This window comes from Streptomyces sp. NPDC042002 (assembly GCF_055588305.1).
In genome coordinates, this window is record NZ_JBVJCT010000003.1 from 274916 (window position 1) to 293443 (window position 18528).

Consider the following 18528-nt stretch of genomic DNA (forward strand, 5'->3'; position numbering starts at 1 on the left):
AAACGCAAGGAACTGGCAGGCGGGAATCGTGAGGATCTTCGGCAAGGGACGACACCGGCCCTCCGCCTCATGGCGGCAGGCCACCGACCGTGCGTTCACGCTGATCGGCGACGGCCGGTACGAGGACGCGGGAGCGCTGCTCACGCGTGCCGCGGACCTGGAGCCCTGGCTGTCCGAGTCCTGGTTCAACCTGGCCCTGCTGCACAAGTTCCGGCACGACTGGGAGCAGGCGCGGGCCGCCGGTCTGCGGGCCGTCGCCCTCCTCGACCGGGAGACCGGCGCACCCGACTGGTGGAACGTCGGAATCGCCGCCACCGCCCTGCAGGACTGGCCGCTGGCCCGCCGTTCCTGGCAGGCGTACGGGCTGCGGGTGCCCGGTGGTGCCGCCGTCTCCGGTGAGCCGGTGGGCATGGACCTCGGCAGCGCGGCCGTCCGGCTGTCGCCCGAGGGCGAGGCCGAAGTGGTGTGGGGGCGCCGGCTGGACCCCGCCCGCGTCGAGGTGCTGTCGATCCCGCTGCCGTCCTCCGGACGCCGCTGGGGCGAGGTCGTCCTGCACGACGGCGTTCCGCACGGTGAGCGGACCACCGCCGCGGGGCACGCCTACCCGGTCTTCGACGAGATCGAGCTGTGGGCCCCCTCGCCGGTGCCCACCTGGGTCGTGCTGCTGGAGGCGGCCACCGAGGGCGACCGGGACGCGCTGGAGCAGCTCGCCGCCGACGCCGGGTTCGCCGCGGAGGACTGGTCGTCGTCCGTGCGGCTGCTGTGCCGGATGTGCTCCGAGTCCCGGATGCCGTCCGACGAGGGCGACGAGGAGCACCTCGACCCGCACGACCACAGCGAGCCGGGGCACCCGGGACCGCTCGGCCACCGCACCGACGGGCAGCTGTGGGTGCCCGAGCGGGAGTGCGGGCTCGCTGCGCCCGCCTCGCTGGTGCGCGGTCTGCTCGACGGCTGGGTCGCGGACAGCCCGGACTCCCGTGACTGGCGGGATCTGGAAGAGGTCTGCTGAGCGCCCCTTTAGGCTGTAGTCGCAGAAATTTCAAAGGTCTGAGGAAGGCGTACGTCGTCATGGCGCAGCAGGACACCGATCAGCAGCACGCGGGCGTGCTCCCCGTGGACGACGACGGCTTCGTCATCGACACCGAGGACACCGAGGAGCGCGAGGCGGCCTACCGCGAGCGTGGCACCTCGCGGCCGATCACGGTGGTCGGGAACCCGGTGCTGCACAAGGAGTGCAAGGACGTCACCGAGTTCGGGGACGAGCTGGACCGGCTGGTCGCCGACATGTTCGCGAGCCAGCGCACCGCCGAGGGCGTGGGCCTGGCCGCCAACCAGATCGGCGTCGACCTGAAGGTCTTCGTCTACGACTGCCAGGACGACCAGGGCGACCGGCACGTCGGTGTGGTCTGCAACCCGAAGCTGGTCGACCTGCCCGCCGACCGGCGCCAGCTGGACGAGAGCAACGAGGGCTGCCTCTCCGTGCCGACCGCCTACGCGCCGCTCGCCCGCCCCGACTACGCCGAGGTCACCGGGCAGGACGAGAAGGGCAACCCGGTCAGGGTGCGCGGTACGGGCTACTTCGCGCGCTGCCTCCAGCACGAGACGGACCACCTGTACGGCTACCTGTACATCGACCGGCTCTCCAAGCGCGACCGCAAGGACGCGCTGCGGCAGATGGCCGAGAACGAGCCCCGCTACGAGATCGTGGCGAACGGCTGAGCCGTCGCTTCGCCGGGCGCCCCGCACGCCTGTGACATAAATTGACCGGCGTGACGCGGGGTCTCTCGTGGGTCCACTCGAACGGTGCCTGGGCAGGTGATCCTCCTGACCAGGCACCGTTCGCATGTACGTCGCACGTTCGATCCCTTGTGCTCCTTCGGTGATCCAGATTCAGTCACACAAGGGGAGATTCTCGGCATGGTCGGGTAGTCAGTGGGCCAAATCCGTTCCCAGAACGGTCAGTTGTGGTGCTGAATGGGAAGTGCGGGGATACGCAGCGGCGCGCGCCCGGCACAGGTGGAGGGGTGTGACGTCAACAGGCGGCTGAGAGGGGTTTGTTCGTGCATGCTTTCTCATACGGCTCTTCATCGACAGCGCTCGCGGTACCACCGGCGCTCTCTCTTCCGGTGATCGAGTCCGAGTTTCCCCGTCAACTGCACCCGTATTGGCCCAAGCTCCAGGAGAACACCAGGACCTGGCTCCTCGAAAAACGGCTGATGCCCGCGGACAAGGTCGAGGAGTATGCCGACGGCTTGTGCTACACGGACCTCATGGCGGGCTACTACATAGGCGCCCCCGACGAGGTCATGCAGGCGATAGCGGACTACAGCGCGTGGTTCTTCGTCTGGGACGACCGACACGACCGCGATGTCATCCACGGCCGGGCGGACGCCTGGCGGAGGCTCAGGTTCCGGCTCCACGCGGCACTCGACGCCCCCAGGGACCATCTGCACCACCGGGATCCCCTGGTCGCGGGCTTCGCGGACAGCATGGTGCGGCTGTACTCGTTCCTCGGCGAGAACTGGAACAAACGGTTCGCACTTCACTTCCACGCCGTGATCGAGGCGTACGACCGGGAGTTCCGGAACCGCACCTCCGGCACCGTTCCCACGGTCGCGGAATACCTCGAACTCCGTCGGCTCACTTTTGCGCACTGGATCTGGACCGACCTTCTGGAACCGAGTGCGGGGCAGGAAATCCCCGCCACCGTACGGCTGCATCCGGCATTTCGGCGGGCGGCACTGTTCAGCCAGGAATTCGCCGCCTGGTACAACGACCTCTGTTCGCTTCCCAAAGAAATAGCGGGCGACGAGGTCCACAATCTCGGAATCAGTCTCATTCACCATCAGGGGCTGACACTCGAAGAAGCCGTCACCGAAGTGAGGCGGCGGGTGGAGGAATGCATCGAGCAATTCCTCATCGCCGAGAAGGATGTGTCGCGACTCGCCGAATTACTCGACGACGGCACGGGCCGTGGAAAAGCGACGAGCGCCGCCGTAAGGGCGTGCCTCGGGAACATGCGGAACTGGTTCAGCTCCGTGTACTGGTTCCACCACGAGTCGGGCCGGTACATGGTCGACAGCTGGGACGACCGCTCCACGCCCCCGTACGTCAACAATGAAGCGGCAGGTGAGAAATGACCGTCGACTCCGTACGACCCGAGGTGTCCAAGGCGGGCGAGCTGTCCGTCCCGCCCCTCGCCGGAGGCGGGGTGCCCGTTCTCGGGCACGGCTGGAAACTGGTCCGCGACCCGCTGGGCTTCCTCGCCCAGCTGCGCGACCACGGCGATGTCGTCCGGCTCAGGATGGGCCCCAAGACGGTGTACGCCGTCACCACCCCCGCGCTCACCGGGGCACTGGCGCTCAACCCCGACTTCGAGATCGGCGGCCCCCTGTGGGAGTCGCTCGAAGGGCTGCTGGGCAAGCAGGGTGTCGCCACGGCCAACGGGCCGCAGCACCGGCGCCAGCGGCGGACCATCCAGCCCGCGTTCCGGGCCGACATCATCCCCGAGTACGGCCCGATCATGGAGGAGGAGTCGCGGGCCTTCGCGGCGCGCTGGGAGGAGGGCGCGTCCGTCGACTGCACCTCCGAGTCGTTCCGTGTCGCCGTCCGTGTCGCCGCCCGTTGTCTGCTGCGCGGCCGGTTCATGGACGAGCGGGCCGAGCGGCTGAGCCTCGCGCTCGCCACCGTGTTCCGCGGCATGTACCGGCGCATGGTCATACCCGCCGGGCCGCTCTACAGGCTCCCGCTTCCTTCGATACGCGCATTCGACCGCGCATTGGCCGATTTGCACGCGCTCGTCGACGAGATCATCGACGAGCGACGGGCATCTGGTCAAAAGCCGGACGATTTGCTGACGGCATTGCTGGAAGCGAAGAACGACGACGGCGACCCCATAGACGAACAGGAGATCCACGACCAAGTCGTCGCGATACTCACTCCCGGCAGCGAAACCATCGCGTCCACGATCATGTGGTTGCTCCACGTGCTGACCGAACATCCGGAACAGGCGGACAAAGTGGCCGCGGAGGTCCGATCCGTCGCAGGAGACCGACCCGTCGGATTCGGCGACGTCCGGAAGCTGTCGCACACGAACAATGTCGTCGTCGAGGCGATGCGTTTACGCCCCGCCGTATGGATATTGACGCGGCGCGCGGTGGCCGAAACCGAGCTGGGCGGCTATCGCATTCCGGCCGGAGCCGACATCGTCTACAGCCCGTACGCGATCCAGCGCGACCCCCGGTCGTACCAGGAGTACCTGGATTTCGATCCCGACCGCTGGCTTCCGGAACGCTCCAAGGACATCCCGAAGTACGCGATGCGCCCCTTCAGCGTGGGCAACCGCAAGTGCCCGAGTGACCACTTCTCGATGGCGCTGCTCTCCCTGATCACCGCGACCGTGGCGTCCCGGTGGCACTTCGACCAGGTGTCCGGGTCCAACGACGCGACCCGCGTCGGCATCACCCTGCGGCCCCACGAACTGAGGCTGAAGGCCCGTCCGCGGTAGGGCTCTCGTACGGGCCGGACACCGGCCGGGCATCCGCCGCCCGGCCGGTGTCCGGCCCGTACGTGCACCGGCGCACGGTTCAGGCCGCCCTCGGGCCCCTGAACGTGCGCCGCGGTCTCACGCCTTCGGCACGACCACGGTGACCGTCCACTCCTGAAGGCCGTCGCAGGAGACCCGGGCCGGATCGCTCGGACACAGCGGGCGGGACGAGGTCAGCCGGACCGTTCCCGCCGAGACCGCCCGGTAGACGGCGGACGCGTCGCCCGGCTGGAGGACGATCCCGCTGTTGGTGGCCTCCAGCCCGCTTCCGGCGGTCTTCACGGGTGCCCAGGGCCGGCGGCTCGTGCCGTCCAGGGAGACACGGATCGTCTCGCCCGGCGCCAGGCAGTACGTGTGGCCGGTGTCGGCGGCGCCCAGTTCCCCCTTCGCCGTGGCGCAGTTCGGGTGGGACGGGGTGGGGGACGGCGACACGGTGCCGCTGCCGCCCGCGTCACCTCCGCTCCGCGTACCGCAGCCCGCGAGGAGCAGGGTCAGAGCGGCGAGGGCGATGGTCCGGGTGTGAGTCGTTCGACGCATGGGGTGGCCTCCTTGCGGGTTGGACGTGCCACCGGTGGATCAGGATCCATCCCCGCGCGGGGGGGGGGGGGGGGGGGGGGGGGGGGGAGGGGGGGTGGGGTGGGGGGGGGGGGGGGGGGGGGGGGGGGGGGGGGGGGGGGGGAGGGGGGGGGGGGGGTGGGTGGTTTCTTTGCCTCCTTGCTCACCACCACCCCCCCCCCCCCCCCCCCCCCCCCCCCCCCCCCCCCCCCCCCCCCCCCCCCCCCCCCCCCCCCCCCCCCCCCCCCGGGTCCGGCCGCCGCGGCGGCCGGACCCAGACGCGGATCAGCTGGTCGTCAGGGCGGTGTCGTCCACGACGAAGCTGGTCTGGAGCGAGGAGTCCTCGACGCCGCTGAACTTCAGCGTGACGGTCGAACCGGCGAAGGAGGACAGGTCGAAGGTCTTCTGGGCGTACCCGGTGGCCTTGTTGAGGTTGGAGTAGGTCGCCAGCGTGGTGGAGCCCGCGGTGACGGTGAGCTTGTCGTAGGCCGAGGTGGTGCTGGTCTCGGCCGTGTCGACGTGGAGGTAGAAGGTGAAGGAGGCCTTGCAGCCGGACGGGATCGTCACCGACTGGGACAGCGTGTCGGTGTGGGTCGAGCCGTAGCCGTCGAGCCAGGCGTCGTACGAGCCGCCGTGCGTCGCCTCGCCGGTGTCATTGGTGATGACACCGCTCGTCTCGCTCCACACGGTGGCGCCCGACTCGAAGCCCTGGTTGCCGAGGAGCTGCGCCGAGGTGCAGGTGCCGCCGCCCGAGGTGCTGACGGTCCAGGTGAAGGAGGCCGAACCGGAGGCGGCCGTGCTGTCCTTCGCCGTGACGGTGACCGAGTAGGTGCCGGCGGTGCTCGCGGTGCCGGAGATCAGCCCGGTCGAGCTGCTGATCGACAGCCCGGTCGGCAGCCCGGTCGCGCTGTACGTGAGGGTCGCGCCCGCGCTGTCGCTCGCCGAGATCTGGAGGCTCGCCGAGCCGCCGGTGGCCGTGGACTGGCTGCCCGGGTTGGTGACGGTCACGGTGTTGCCGGTGCTGGTGCCCGAGGTGAAGGCGGCCGTGCCGTTGGGGGTGCCCCAGCCGGTCGGGCCGTCGTAGCCGGTGGCCGCGGTGCAGAAGTACGACGGGGAGCAGGAGCCGTTGCTGCCGCTGGTCACGTCGTACAGGTTCGAGGTGTGGGAGTAGGGGTACTTCGCCGGGTAGTCACTGGAACCCGGGGTGCCGGCCAGCGCGTACACGCCCGCGATGATGGGCGAGGAGGCGCTGGTGCCGCCGTAGACCGCCCAGCCGGAGCCGCCGTAGGTGTCGTAGACGGCCACGCCGGTGGCGGGGTCGGCGACCGCGGAGACGTCGGCCTCCATGCGCTTGGTGCAGCCGGTGTCGGTCTGCCAGGTGGGCTTGGAGTCGTAGGCGGAGCAGCCGGAGCCGGTGCCCTCGGTGCTGCTGGTCTTCCAGACCGACTCGGTCCAGCCGCGGGTGCTGGAGGAGGTGCTCAGCGCGGTGCCGCCGACGGCGGTCACGTACTGGGAGGTCGCCGGGTACTCGGCGCCGTAGGCCTCGTCACCCGAGGAGACCGTGATGGCGACACCCGGGTGCTTGAAGTACGAGGTGTCCTCGCTGGTCTGCGAGGAGGACTCGGAGCCGCCCCAGCTGTTGGAGACGAACTTCGCGCCCAGCGTGACCGCTTCGTTCTCGGCGATACCGAGGTCGGAGTCGTTCGCGGAGCTCGCCTCGACGAGGATGATGTTGCAGTTGGGACAGACGGCGCTGACCATGTCGATGTCGAGCGCCTCCTCACCCGCCCAGCCGGTGTCGTTCGTCGGCAGTGAGGTGGTCGAACCGGTCTGGCTGACCTGCTTGAAGCAGCCGCTGGCCGCTGTGCAGGCGGACAGACCGAACTGCGAGCGGTAGGTGGCCAGGTCGGCGGCGGCGTTGGGGTCGTTGTAGGCGTCGACCACGGCGACCGTCAGACCGGAACCGCCGGTCGAGGGCAGGTTGTAGGCGCTGTGCAGGTTGGCCGGGCTGAGGCCGGACACCGCGGCGGCGGCGTCGGGAGAGACCTTCGCCGCGAGCTTCTGCGCGATGTCGGTGCGGCGCTGCGCGAAACACGACATCTGACCGGGCTTCGCCGCCTCGGCGCACAGGTGCTTGGTCGCGACCTTCTGGCCGGCCCGGCCGGTCGAGTGGACCGTCTGCCGGGCGGGGTCGGTGAGGGCCCCGGCGTTCTGGGTGGCCCGGGAGACGTGGGGGGTCGGTGCGGGCTGTGCGTCGGCGGGAGGGGCCGCGGCGAACCCGGCGAGGCCGAGGGCCAGGGCGGGGAGGGCGGCGGTGAGGAGTCTTCGCAGGCTCCGGACGGGTCTGCCGGAGGGTATCGGGCGCTGGGAACGCATGGGGGTGTCGCCTCCATCGGTTCGAGGCCGGTGCCGCTCGGGCCGGGGTAGGGCCGTTCGCGGCACCACAGCCGGAAGTGGGGGGTTCTCGGCGCTCTGAAGGGACGGGCCCGTGACGCGCGTAGCGTGACCACGGGGAGGTGGCACGAAATACGTCATGGGCATGCCAATTCAGTCGTCCTGACGTGCCGTGGTGCGCGGCATGACGGGACGGCCAGAACCTAGCCGGGGTGAACGACGCGCGAACAGGCGTGCCGGAAGAACTTTGCCGCTCCATGGACGGGGATTGGCACGGCGATTGGAGGCGCGGGGGCAGTACGTGACGAAAGCCGGGCCCCAAGGGGCGGCCCGGCTTTCGTCGGTGACGAACGGTCAGATCATGCGGACCGGTCAGAAGTCCTCGTCGAAGTCGACCGTGCCCTCCACCGCCACCTGGTACGCCGACGGCCGGCGCTCGAAGAAGTTGGTCAGCTCCTGGACCCCCTGCAACTCCATGAAGGAGAAGGGGTTTTCGGAGCCGTACACCGGCGCGAAGCCCAGCCGCTGAAGGCGCTGATCGGCGACACACTCCAGGTACTGCCGCATCGAGTCGGTGTTCATGCCCGGCAGGCCCTCGCCGCACAGGTCGCGCCCGAACTGAAGCTCGGCCTCGACGGCCTCGCGCAGCATGTCGGTCACCTGCTCCTGGAGCCGGTCGTCGAAGAGCTCCGGCTCCTCCTTGCGGACGGTGTCGACGACCTCGAAGGCGAAGCTCATGTGCATCGTCTCGTCGCGGAACACCCAGTTGGTGCCGGTCGCCAGGCCGTGCAGCAGGCCCCGGCTGCGGAACCAGTAGACGTACGCGAAGGCCCCGTAGAAGAAGAGCCCCTCGATGCACGCCGCGAAGCAGATGAGGTTCAGCAGGAAGCGGCGGCGGTCGGCCTGGGTCTCCAGCCGGTCCAGCTTCTCGACCGAGTCCATCCACTTGAAGCAGAACTGCGCCTTCTCGCGGATGGAGGGGATGCTCTCGACCGCCGCGAAGGCCGCCGTGCGGTCCTCCGGGTCGGGCAGATAGGTGTCGAGCAGCGTCAGATAGAACTGGACGTGCACGGCCTCCTCGAAGAGCTGACGGCTCAAGTAGAGCCGCGCCTCAGGGGAGTTGATGTGCTTGTACAGCGTCAGCACCAGGTTGTTCGACACGATCGAGTCGCCCGTCGCGAAGAACGCGACCAGCCGGCCGATCATGTGCTGCTCACCCGGCGTCAGCTTCGCGAGGTCGGTGACGTCCGAGTGGAGGTCGACCTCCTCGACGGTCCACGTGTTCTTGATCGCGTCCCGGTAGCGCTCGTAGAAGTCCGGGTAGCGCATGGGACGCAGGGTCAGTTCGAAGCCCGGGTCGAGGAGGTTTTTCTCGGACGCGGCCTTCTCGGTGGTGGTGTCGCTCATTACTGGCAGGCCTCGCAGGACTCGGGGTTCTCAAGGGAGCAGGCGACGGCGTCGGGGTCGGCCACCTGCTGCACGGGGATGGTCTTCTCGGGCTGCGCCTGGGCCTGGGCCGCGCGGGCGATGCGCGTCGCGGGACGGGAACGCAGGTAGTACGTCGTCTTCAGACCCGACTTCCAGGCGTAGGAGTACATCGAGGAGAGCTTGCCGATGGTCGGCGTCTCCAGGAACAGGTTCAGCGACTGCGCCTGGTCCAGGAACGGGGTCCGGGCGGCGGCCATGTCGATCAGGCCGCGCTGCGGGATCTCCCACGCCGTGCGGTACAGGTCGCGCACGTCCTGCGGCACCCAGGTGAAGCCCTGCACCGAGCCGCTGGACTCGCGCAGCGCCTCACGGGTCTGCGCGTCCCACACGCCGAGCTTCTTCAGCTCGGCCACCAGGTAGGAGTTGACCTGGAGGAACTCGCCGGAGAGCGTCTCGCGCTTGAACAGGTTCGACACCTGCGGCTCGATGCACTCGTACACGCCCGCGATGGACGCGATGGTGGCGGTGGGCGCGATGGCGAGGAGCAGCGAGTTGCGCATGCCGACCTCGGCGATCCGCTGCCGCAGGGCGGCCCAGCGCTCCGGCCAGTTCAGCTCGACCTCGAAGTGGTCCGGGTGCAGCACGCCACGGGCGGTACGGGTCTTCTCCCAGGCCGGGAGCGGGCCGTTGCGCTCGGCGAGGTCCGCGGAGGCCTCGTAGGAGGCGAGCATGATGCGCTCGGCGATCCGGGTGGACAGCGCGCGGGCCTCGGGCGAGTCGAAGGGGATGCGCAGCTTGAAGAAGACGTCCTGGAGGCCCATCGCGCCGAGGCCGACCGGACGCCACTTGGCGTTGGAGCGGCCCGCCTGCTCGGTCGGGTAGAAGTTGATGTCCACGACGCGGTCGAGGAAGGTCACCGCGGTGCGCACGGTCTCGTCGAGCCGCTCCCAGTCGATGTCCTGACCGACCACGAACGCGCCCAGGTTGACCGAGCCCAGGTTGCAGACCGCCGTCTCCCCGTCGTCCGTGACCTCCAGGATCTCGGTGCACAGGTTCGAGGAGTGGACGGTGTGGCCCGGCTCCGCCGTCTGGTTGGCGGTGCGGTTGGCGGCGTCCTTGAAGGTCATCCAGCCGTTGCCGGTCTGCGCGAGGGTGCGCATCATGCGGCCGTACAGGTCGCGGGCCGGGATGGTCTTCTTGGCGAGGCCCGCCTCCTCGGCCTTGCGGTACGCGGCGTCGAACGCGTCGCCCCACAGGTCGACCAGCTCGGGCACGTCGGAGGGGGAGAAGAGCGACCAGACGCCGTCCTCGTTCACCCGGCGCATGAACTCGTCCGGGATCCAGTGCGCGAGGTTCAGGTTGTGCGTACGCCGGGCGTCCTCACCGGTGTTGTCGCGCAGCTCCAGGAACTCCTCGATGTCGGAGTGCCAGGTCTCCAGATAGACCGCCGCCGCGCCCTTGCGCCGGCCGCCCTGGTTCACCGCGGCGACCGAGGCGTCGAGCGTCTTGAGGAACGGGACGATGCCGTTGGAGTGCCCGTTGGTGCCGCGGATCAGCGAACCGCGCGACCGGATACGGGAGTACGAAAGGCCGATGCCGCCCGCGTGCTTCGACAGGCGTGCCACCTGGTGGTAGCGGTCGTAGATGGAGTCCAGCTCGTCCAGCGGGGAGTCGAGGAGGTAGCAGGACGACATCTGGGGGTGCCGCGTACCGGAGTTGAAGAGCGTGGGGGAGGAGGGGAGGTAGTCGAGGCGGCTCATGAGCCGGTAGAGCGCGGCGACTTCGTCCACGGAGCGGGCCGTGTCGTCCTCGGCGAGGCCGGACGCCACCCGGAGCATGAAGTGCTGGGGCGTCTCGACGACCTTGCGGGTGATCGGGTGCCGGAGCAGATACCGGCTGTGCAGCGTGCGCAGCCCGAAGTAGCCGAAGCGGTCGTCGCCTTCGGTGTCGATGAGTGCGTCGAGGCGGGCCGTGTGCAGCCGGACGAACGCGGCCGTGCGGTCGGCGATCAGGCCCTCGCGGTGGCCGACGGCGACCGACTCGGAGAAGGTCGTGACGCCCTGGGAGGCGGCCTCCGCGGCGATGCTGATCGTGAGCAGGCGGGCGGCCAGCCGGGAGTAGGCGGGGTCCTCGGAGATGAGCCCCGCGGCCGCCTCCGTGGCCAGTTCGCGCAGCTCGGCCTCGTCGGCGCGGGCGGACCGGCCGCGCAGCGCCGCGGCGGCGACCCGGCCGGGGTCGGCGTCGGTGAGGTCGGCGGTGAGATCGGTCAGGGTCCGCAGCAGCGCGGTTCCGGGACCGTCGGTCTCCACCCGGGCCTGCTGCGCGGTCACTGGAGCCGGATCGGCTGGCGCGATGGTCACGTGGGAATCTCCCTCGCTCGGCACGGGGCCTGGCGGCGAGGAGCGGGGCACACGGGAGCGCTTCTGGGCAGCACGCACCGCGTCCACCGGCCCATTCCGCGAGGCCCGGACGTCGTCGGCACCCGGGCCGGACGGCCGGGGCGCGCTGTCGGCAGGTCCTCGGACTGACGCGAGCGCGGGCACGCGAAGACGCGAACACGCACAGGTACACCGTTGCGGGACAGTTCCGGATTCGCACCGGATTCCCCTGCGGCGACAGCGACCATGAGCATACATCTTGTGCCGGGCTCCGGGAGTGCCCCCACATGTTGTGTCGGGTCGGTGTCCGCGAGCGCTACGGAGCGTGTTGGACCGTCAACTCGTAGGTGAGCGGCCCGTCCCCGAGACGGGCGCGCGCGGCGATCTCACTGACGGTGGGGTACTCCTCGGGCCGCGCCGGCCTGACGACGATGTCCATGCGGGCGAGTGTGCCCGACCGGCACGGCGACGGGCCGCCGGGTTTCGTCCGGCGGCCCGTCGTACGGCGCTGTCGTGTCGGTCGTGCCCGACAGCCAGGACAGGTCCTAGTGGCTCGCGTCCGCCGTGGCCGGCGGGAGCTCCGTCTCGACCCCCGCGTCTCCCGCGTCGGCCGTGTAGTCGGCGGGCGAGGTCTCGTCGATGCCGTCGGGGGCCTTGAACGCCCTGAGGGCGAAGGTGAGGACGACGGCCACCACCACGTTCAGGACGAACGCCGTCAGGCCGAGGTAGCCGATCTCGCCGATGCCGGGGATGTCCTTCGAGCTGCCGCCGAAGTGCTTCTGGGTCGGCGAGGCCACCCCGTAGGCGGCGATCGTGCCGTAGAGCATGCCGACCGCCCAGCCGCCCAGCAGCGCCCAGCGGTGGAACCAGCGGGTGAACAGCCCGCCGACCAGCGACGGGAAGGTCTGCAGGATCCAGATGCCGCCCAGCAGCTGGAAGTTGATCGCGACGGTCTTGTCCATGGTCAGGACGAAGACCAGCGCGCCCAGTTTCACGAACAGCGAGACCAGCTTGGAGACCCTGGTCTCCTGCCGCGGGGTCGCGGCCGGGTTGATGAAGTCCTTGTAGATGTTGCGGGTGAAGAGATTCGCGGCCGCGATCGACATGATGGCCGCCGGGACGAGCGCGCCGATGCCGATGGCCGCGAAGGCCACCCCCGCGAACCAGTCGGGGAACATGTTCTCGAAGAGCTGGGGGATGGCGAGCTGGCCGTTGGTTACCTTCACGCCGGCCGCGATCGCCATGAACCCGAGCAGGGCGAGCAGGCCCAGCATCAGCGAGTACAGCGGCAGGATCGTGGTGTTGCGGCGGATCACCTCCCGGCTGCGGCCGGACAGCGTCGCGGTGACCGAGTGCGGATACATGAACAGCGCCAGCGCCGAGCCGAGCGCGAGGGTGGCGTACGTCCACTGGCCGGCCTCGGCGGGGACGAGTCCGCCGGCGCCCGCGGCCGTGTACTTGGCGCCCGCCGCCTTGAAGATCTCGTCGAAGCCGCCCAGCTTGATCGGGATGTAGATGATGGCCACCGCGATCACGATGTAGATCAGGGTGTCCTTCACGAACGCGATCAGGGCGGGGGCCCGCAGACCCGAGGAGTAGGTGTACGCGGCCAGCACGCCGAAGGCGATGAGGAGCGGCAGGTCCTTGACGAACCAGTTGGTGCTGTCGCCGCCGCCCACCCCCATCACGTCGAGGACGGCCTGGATGCCGACCAGTTGGAGCGCGATGTACGGCATGGTGGCCAGGATGCCGGTGACGGCCACGGCGAGGGACAGGCTCTTGGAGCCGAAGCGGCCGCGCACGAAGTCCGAGGTCGTCACATAGCCGTGCTTGTGGGAGACCGACCACAGGCGGGGCAGGAACGTGAAGATCAGCGGGTAGACCAGGATCGTGTACGGCACGGCGAAGAAGCCGGCCGCGCCCGCCGCGTAGACCGCCGCGGGTACGGCGACGAAGGTGTACGCCGTGTAGAGGTCGCCGCCGAGCAGGAACCAGGTCACCCAGGTGCCGAAGGACCGTCCGCCCAGGCCCCATTCGTCGAGGCTGTGCTCGTCGGCCGCTCTGCGCCAGCGCGCCGCCAGGAAGCCCATGACCGTGACGGCCAGGAAGAGGAAGACGAAGACGCCGAGGGCGACGCCGTTCACACCGTTGTTCACGCGCCGTCACCTCCCTTCGCGGAGACGGAGGCGGAAGCGGAGGTGGAGGTGCGGCCCCGCTGGTCGTGCCGCCACAGCAGGTACGCGGTCACGGTCAGCACCGTGGACAGGGGCACCCACATCAACTGGTACCAGTAGAAGAACGGGATGCCGATGAACGCCGGGCCGGTCTTCGTGTAGGAGCCGACCCACAGCATCGCCACGAAGGGCGCGAGCAGGCAGAGGGCGATCACCACACGTACCGGTGTCACCACCGGTGGTTTCACTTCGGGCAGGTCTGACATAGGGCGACTCCGTCCCCTCATCGATCACCTGGGTAACGCGCAGGCAATCTAGGGGACGGTTCCGCTTTAGGGAACACCCCATCCCGGACGGCGGGTGTGGAGGGTTCGTGTCGGTGCGCACGACGCCCTCAGCAGGAGCGGAACCCCCGGAGCCGGTACGGCGCCTGACGGGGCGTCCGGGCCCGTCCGGCGGAGCGGCGCGGCGCGTGAGTACGGGGGAGTGTGCCCGTACCCACGCGTTACTCCGTACGGGTCAGTCCTGCGGGCGCTTGAGGCGGGCGACGAACTTGTACCGGTCGCCCCGGTACACCGAGCGCACCCATTCCACCGGCTCGCCCTGCCGGTCGATCGAGTGGCGGGAGAGCATCAGCATGGGCAGGCCCACGTCGGTGCCGAGCAGTCCGGCCTCGCGCGGGGTCGCCAGCGAGGTCTCGATGGTCTCCTCGGCCTCGCCGAGGTGGACGTCGTACACCTCGGCCAGCGCGGTGTAGAGAGAGGTGTACTTGACGAGCGACCTGCGCAGGGCGGGGAAGCGCTTGGCGGAGAGGTGGGTCGTCTCGATGGCCATCGGCTCGCCGCTCGCGAGGCGCAGCCGCTCGATGCGCAGCACCCGGCCGCCGGCCGAGATGTCGAGCAGGCCGGCGAGGGTCTCGTCCGCCGTGATGTAGCCGATGTCCAGCAGCTGCGAGGTGGGTTCGAGGCCCTGGGCACGCATGTCCTCGGTGTACGAGGTCAGTTGGAGCGCCTGGGAGACCTTCGGCTTGGCGACGAAGGTGCCCTTGCCCTGGATGCGTTCGAGACGGCCCTCGACGACCAGCTCCTGAAGGGCCTGCCGCACCGTGGTGCGCGAGGTGTCGAACTCGGCGGCGAGGGTCCGCTCCGGCGGTACCGGCGTACCGGGCGGCAGTGTCTCCGTCATGTCGAGCAGGTGCTTCTTGAGGCGGTAGTACTTGGGCACGCGCGCGGTACGGATGGGCGCCCCACCCTCGTTCTCCGCACTGCTGACGTCGGTGCTCATGCTCTGCCTTCCCGGCTCCGGATGCCGAAGCGACCGACATATCGACGGTCACGGCTCACATCGTGGCACGGCTTTCCGCGCGAGTGTCCCCCGCACGCTCCGTGATCCCCTCTATATACCGTCGGCGTACCTGTTGGTCTAGTCCATCACGCGCAGGCGGTGGTACCGACCGGCGGCGGAGACGGTCGCGCGGACGGGCCGGGGATGGTTCGTCCGCAGGCCAGGGATGGTTCCCTCCGCAGGCGGTGAACGGGCCTGCCATTTATGCCGCTTGCCTACTTAAAGGTCCTTGCATATGTAGGTCCCATAACGGACGACTGGACGGGCTTACGCACCCTTGACACCCCCCTAGGTCTAGGCCAAGCTCCCCGTACTGGTCTACACCATTGGTCCAGTCCCGGCCCCACGGGCGGTACACGGCGTTTGTCACCGCGGGGAGCAGGGGGGTTTGTGGCATCCCTGAGGAGGGTGGCGTGAAGCGCAAGCTGATAGCCGCGATCGGTATCGCGGGCATGATGTTCTCCATCGCGGCGTGCGGGAACGACAAGGGGTCCGGGGGGTCGGACAAGGGTGCGGACGCCAAGGAGCTGACGGTCTGGCTCACGGTCGACGCGCAGAACAACTGGCCCGAGCTGGTCAAGGCGGCCGACGCGGCGATCAAGGCGAAGCACCCCGGCGTCAAGATCAACCACGAGTACTACGGCTGGCCGGACAAGAACACCAAGCTCGACGCGGTCCTCGCCACCGACAAGGCGCCGGACGTGGTCGAGATGGGCAACACCGAGATGCTCGGCTACATGGTCAAGGGTGCCTTCGCTCCCCTCGACACCTCCAAGTTCGAGAACTCGGACGCCTGGCTGGACGGCCTCAAGGCCTCCGTGACCTACGACGGCAAGACCTACGGCGTGCCGTACTACGCCGGTGGCCGCGTCGGCAACTGGCGCAAGGACCTCGCCGCCTCGGTCGGCGTGAAGACCCCGCCGAAGACGTACCAGGAGCTCACCTCCGCTCTGGACAAGATCCAGAAGAAGGAGGGCAGCAAGTTCAGCGCCTGGTACCAGCCCACCCGTGACTGGTACGCGGCCATGTCCTTCGTCTACGACGCCGGCGGCTCCATCGCGAAGGAGGAGGGCGGCCAGTGGAAGGCCAACCTCTCCTCGCCCGAGTCGCAGAAGGGCCTCACCGAGTTCAAGAACGTCGTCGACAAGTACATGCACGGCGACAAGACCAAGGACGAGTCCGACCGTTACATCGTCTACGGCCAGGGCAAGTCCGGCATGATCTTCGGTGCCGCCTGGGAGGGCGCGACCGCCGAGGACCCGAAGAGCGACAAGACCGGCAAGCTCAAGGGCAACCTCGAGAACTTCGTGATGCCCGGCCCGTCCGGCAAGAACCTCCCGGTCTTCCTGGGCGGCTCCGACCTCGCCGTCCCGGTGAAGTCGAAGGCGCAGGCCCTCGCCGCCGAGTGGATCAACGCCTTCACCGGCGCCAAGGGCCAGAAGGGCCTGATGGCCAAGGGCAACCTGCCCAACGACAAGACCGACCTCGCCACCCTGAAGAACGACCCGGCGACGGTCGTCCCGGCCACCGCGGCCGAGTCCAACTGGTTCGTCCCGATGGCGCCGGGCTGGGGCCAGGTCGAGAAGGCCCAGGTCCTGCAGACCATGCTGCAGAACATCGGCACCGGCAAGAAGTCGGTGGCGGACGCCGCGAAGGAAGCGGACGCCGCGATCGACAAGGTCATCAACGTCAAGTGACCTGAGAGCAGGGCCCCGTCGGTCCTCCTTCACGGAGGGGCGGGGCCCTGCCTCCCGTACGGCCCGGCCAGGGGCTCGCCCCCGCAGTGCCCGGCCGTGCGGGCTTCGCCTTCGTACGACCTGAGGGACCGCTGAGGAGCGCGTGATGAGTGCCGCAGACACGACCACCCCCGCCAAGGTGCCGCCACCGCGGCAGGCGCCGCCACCGGCCGTCGCCGAGGCGCCACGCGCCAAGCGGACCCCGGGCGCGGCGGCGACCCCCTGGGCCCTGCTCGCCCCGTGCCTGCTGATCCTCGCGCTGGTCCTCGGCTATCCGCTGGTGCGCCTGGTCACGCTCTCCTTCCAGAAGTTCGGGCAGTCCCAGCTCTGGGGCTTCCAGCCGGCCGAGTCGGTCGGCTTCGACAACTTCGCCAACGTGTTCTCGGACAGCGAGTTCTGGGCGGTGGTCGTCCGGACGATCCTCTTCGCCGGCGGGGCCGTCGTCTTCACGATGGTCGTCGGCATGCTGATCGCGCTGCTCCTCCAGCGGGTCTCCGGCTGGGTGAAGACCCTCATCAACATCGTGCTGGTGGCGAGCTGGGGCATGCCCATCATCGTGGCCACCACGGTCTTCAAGTGGCTCTTCGACTCCGACTACGGCGTCTTCAACGCGCTGCTCAGCAGGCTTCCCGGCGTCGACATGATCGGCCACAACTGGTTCGCGAGCGGTACGCAGGGCCTGAGCGTGATCATGCTCCTGGTCGTGTGGGGCGCGGTGCCGTTCGTCGTCATCACGCTCAGCGCGGGACTCACCCAGGTGCCCGCCGAGCTGGAGGAGGCGGCGCGGCTCGACGGCGCGGGCGCCTGGGGCGTCTTCCGCCATGTCACGCTGCCGATCCTCAAGCCGATCATCGTGATGCTCACGACCCTCTCCGTCATCTGGGACATGGGCGTCTTCCCGCAGGTCTTCGTCATGCGGGGCGGGCACCCGGAGGCGGAGTTCCAGCTGCTCACCACGTACTCGTACGACCGCGCCTTCGTCGTCAACGACTACGCGCAGGGGTCGGCGATCGCCGTGCTGACCGTGCTGCTCCTGCTGGGCGTGGTGGCCGTGTACATGCGTCAGATGCTGCAGATCGGAGAGGTCGAATGAGTGCCGTCGCCACGTCCGGGCGTACGTCCGCCACGGCGCGGAAGTCCTCAGGGCCCCGCAAGTCCAAGCTCGGCTGGAACGTCCTCGGCCTGCTCGTCTTCGTCGTCGCGGGCTTCCCCGTCTACTGGATGCTCAACACGGCCATCAAGCCGGCCAAGGACGCCATCGACAGCGATCCGAGCCTGTTCCCCACGGGGTTCACGCTCGACAACTTCCGCCGCGCGCTGGACATCGCCGACTTCTGGGGCCCGGTCGGCCGCAGCCTGATCGTGTCGCTCTCGGTGGTCGTGATCGGCATCGTGGTGGGGATGCTGGCCGCGCTGGCCATCTCCCGCTTCGCCTTCCGCGGCCGCAAGGCCGTGATCGTCGGCATCCTCGCGGTCCAGATGGTCCCGCTGGTCGCCATGATCATCCCGGTCTTCCTGCTGCTGAACGACCTCGGGCAGTACGACAAGCTCTCCGGTCTGGTCCTCACGTATCTGACGTTCATCCTCCCCTTCACGGTGTGGACGCTGCGCGGCTTCATCGTCAACATCCCGAAGGAGCTGGAGGAGGCGGCGATGGTCGACGGATGCAGCCGCACGGGCGCCTTCATCCGCGTGGTCTTCCCGCTGCTGGCCCCCGGCATGGTCGCGACGTCCGTCTACGCCTTCATCCAGGCGTGGAACGAATACCTCTACGCCCTCATGCTGCTGAGCCAGCAGAATCAGACCGCCACCGTCTGGCTCGGCAACTTCACCACCAAGCACGGCACCGAGTACGCCCCGATGATGGCCGGATCCACCATGATGGCCGTGCCGATCGTCGTCCTGTTCCTCCTCGTCCAGCGCAAGATGGCCGCGGGTCTGACCGCGGGCGCCGTGAAGGGATAACGCCTCCC

The 18528-nt window shown here is 69.1% G+C and carries 15 protein-coding genes and 1 riboswitch; of the genes, 7 read left to right on the plus strand and 8 right to left on the minus strand.

What is annotated here, in order from left to right; all coding sequences use genetic code 11:
- Positions 1–28 precede the first annotated feature (28 nt).
- The 4 genes from ACZ6KY_RS06535 to ACZ6KY_RS06550 all read left to right on the plus strand — a co-directional run bounded on the left by ACZ6KY_RS06535 (position 29) and on the right by ACZ6KY_RS06550 (position 4507).
- On the plus strand, positions 29–1009 hold the full coding sequence (locus ACZ6KY_RS06535; RefSeq protein ID WP_469309192.1) for a tetratricopeptide repeat protein: 981 nt from the start codon (positions 29–31) through the stop codon (positions 1007–1009).
- Between the two features lie 59 nt (positions 1010–1068).
- Positions 1069–1719 carry a peptide deformylase gene (gene def / locus ACZ6KY_RS06540; protein WP_469309193.1) on the plus strand — a complete coding sequence of 217 codons (651 nt, stop codon included), beginning with the start codon at positions 1069–1071 and terminating at the stop codon, positions 1717–1719.
- Positions 1720–2060: 341 nt separating this feature from the next.
- The gene (gene cyc1, locus ACZ6KY_RS06545) at positions 2061–3140 is read left to right on the plus strand and encodes an epi-isozizaene synthase (RefSeq protein ID WP_469309395.1); all 1080 of its coding nucleotides are present in this window, start codon (positions 2061–2063) and stop codon (positions 3138–3140) included.
- Positions 3137–4507, plus strand: coding sequence for a bifunctional albaflavenone monooxygenase/terpene synthase (locus tag ACZ6KY_RS06550; protein ID WP_469309194.1), 1371 nt, complete (start codon positions 3137–3139; stop codon positions 4505–4507). Before cyc1 ends, ACZ6KY_RS06550 begins: the two co-directional genes overlap by 4 nt.
- Before the next feature lie 117 nt (positions 4508–4624).
- Here the strand turns inward: ACZ6KY_RS06550 and ACZ6KY_RS06555 are convergent, their stop codons facing one another.
- The 8 genes from ACZ6KY_RS06555 to ACZ6KY_RS06590 all read right to left on the minus strand — a co-directional run bounded on the left by ACZ6KY_RS06555 (position 4625) and on the right by ACZ6KY_RS06590 (position 14759).
- Complete coding sequence (locus ACZ6KY_RS06555; RefSeq protein WP_469309195.1) at positions 4625–5083, minus strand: hypothetical protein; 459 nt, start codon at positions 5081–5083, stop codon at positions 4625–4627.
- A 303-nt stretch (positions 5084–5386) separates the two neighbouring features.
- Positions 5387–7477 carry a putative Ig domain-containing protein gene (locus ACZ6KY_RS06560; protein WP_469309196.1) on the minus strand — a complete coding sequence of 697 codons (2091 nt, stop codon included), beginning with the start codon at positions 7475–7477 and terminating at the stop codon, positions 5387–5389.
- 390 nt (positions 7478–7867) lie between these two features.
- On the minus strand, positions 7868–8902 hold the full coding sequence (locus tag ACZ6KY_RS06565) for a ribonucleotide-diphosphate reductase subunit beta (RefSeq protein WP_469309197.1): 1035 nt from the start codon (positions 8900–8902) through the stop codon (positions 7868–7870).
- Positions 8902–11283 (minus strand): ribonucleoside-diphosphate reductase subunit alpha, encoded by a 2382-nt coding sequence (locus tag ACZ6KY_RS06570; protein ID WP_469309198.1) that lies wholly within the window; start codon positions 11281–11283, stop codon positions 8902–8904. Before ACZ6KY_RS06570 ends, ACZ6KY_RS06565 begins: the two co-directional genes overlap by 1 nt.
- A 133-nt stretch (positions 11284–11416) precedes the next feature.
- A riboswitch (cobalamin riboswitch) is annotated at positions 11417–11565 on the minus strand.
- A gap of 52 nt (positions 11566–11617) precedes the next feature.
- Positions 11618–11740, minus strand: coding sequence for a hypothetical protein (locus ACZ6KY_RS06575; protein WP_469309199.1), 123 nt, complete (start codon positions 11738–11740; stop codon positions 11618–11620).
- 106 nt (positions 11741–11846) lie between these two features.
- The gene (gene mctP / locus ACZ6KY_RS06580; RefSeq protein ID WP_469309200.1) at positions 11847–13457 is read right to left on the minus strand and encodes a monocarboxylate uptake permease MctP; all 1611 of its coding nucleotides are present in this window, start codon (positions 13455–13457) and stop codon (positions 11847–11849) included.
- Positions 13454–13741, minus strand: a complete 288-nt coding sequence (locus ACZ6KY_RS06585) for a DUF3311 domain-containing protein (RefSeq protein ID WP_469309201.1) — start codon at positions 13739–13741, stop codon at positions 13454–13456. The genes mctP and ACZ6KY_RS06585 overlap by 4 nt, the downstream gene beginning before the upstream one ends.
- A 253-nt stretch (positions 13742–13994) precedes the next feature.
- A complete protein-coding gene (locus tag ACZ6KY_RS06590; protein WP_469309202.1) occupies positions 13995–14759 on the minus strand; it encodes a GntR family transcriptional regulator in 765 nt (254 codons plus the stop codon).
- 473 nt (positions 14760–15232) lie between these two features.
- Between ACZ6KY_RS06590 and ACZ6KY_RS06595 the strand changes: the two genes are divergently transcribed.
- The 3 genes from ACZ6KY_RS06595 (at position 15233) to ACZ6KY_RS06605 (ending at position 18520) form a co-directional block, all read left to right on the plus strand.
- The gene (locus ACZ6KY_RS06595) at positions 15233–16516 is read left to right on the plus strand and encodes an extracellular solute-binding protein (protein WP_469309203.1); all 1284 of its coding nucleotides are present in this window, start codon (positions 15233–15235) and stop codon (positions 16514–16516) included.
- Positions 16517–16661: 145 nt separating this feature from the next.
- On the plus strand, positions 16662–17648 hold the full coding sequence (locus ACZ6KY_RS06600; protein WP_469309204.1) for a carbohydrate ABC transporter permease: 987 nt from the start codon (positions 16662–16664) through the stop codon (positions 17646–17648).
- Positions 17645–18520 (plus strand): carbohydrate ABC transporter permease, encoded by an 876-nt coding sequence (locus tag ACZ6KY_RS06605; RefSeq protein ID WP_469309205.1) that lies wholly within the window; start codon positions 17645–17647, stop codon positions 18518–18520. The genes ACZ6KY_RS06600 and ACZ6KY_RS06605 overlap by 4 nt, the downstream gene beginning before the upstream one ends.
- Positions 18521–18528: the final 8 nt, after the last annotated feature.

Excerpts from the sequence above, each read along its gene's own strand:
- def (WP_469309193.1), top strand. The coding sequence starts at position 1,069 with ATGGCGCAGCAGGACACCGATCAGCAGCACGCGGGCGTGCTCCCCGTG.
- ACZ6KY_RS06550 (WP_469309194.1), top strand. The coding sequence starts at position 3,137 with ATGACCGTCGACTCCGTACGACCCGAGGTGTCCAAGGCGGGCGAGCTG.
- ACZ6KY_RS06555 (WP_469309195.1), bottom strand. The coding sequence starts at position 5,083 with ATGCGTCGAACGACTCACACCCGGACCATCGCCCTCGCCGCTCTGACC.
- ACZ6KY_RS06560 (WP_469309196.1), bottom strand. The coding sequence starts at position 7,477 with ATGCGTTCCCAGCGCCCGATACCCTCCGGCAGACCCGTCCGGAGCCTG.
- ACZ6KY_RS06565 (WP_469309197.1), bottom strand. The coding sequence starts at position 8,902 with ATGAGCGACACCACCACCGAGAAGGCCGCGTCCGAGAAAAACCTCCTC.
- ACZ6KY_RS06575 (WP_469309199.1), bottom strand. The coding sequence starts at position 11,740 with ATGGACATCGTCGTCAGGCCGGCGCGGCCCGAGGAGTACCCCACCGTC.
- ACZ6KY_RS06585 (WP_469309201.1), bottom strand. The coding sequence starts at position 13,741 with ATGTCAGACCTGCCCGAAGTGAAACCACCGGTGGTGACACCGGTACGT.
- ACZ6KY_RS06590 (WP_469309202.1), bottom strand. The coding sequence starts at position 14,759 with ATGAGCACCGACGTCAGCAGTGCGGAGAACGAGGGTGGGGCGCCCATC.
- ACZ6KY_RS06600 (WP_469309204.1), top strand. The coding sequence starts at position 16,662 with ATGAGTGCCGCAGACACGACCACCCCCGCCAAGGTGCCGCCACCGCGG.
- ACZ6KY_RS06605 (WP_469309205.1), top strand. The coding sequence starts at position 17,645 with ATGAGTGCCGTCGCCACGTCCGGGCGTACGTCCGCCACGGCGCGGAAG.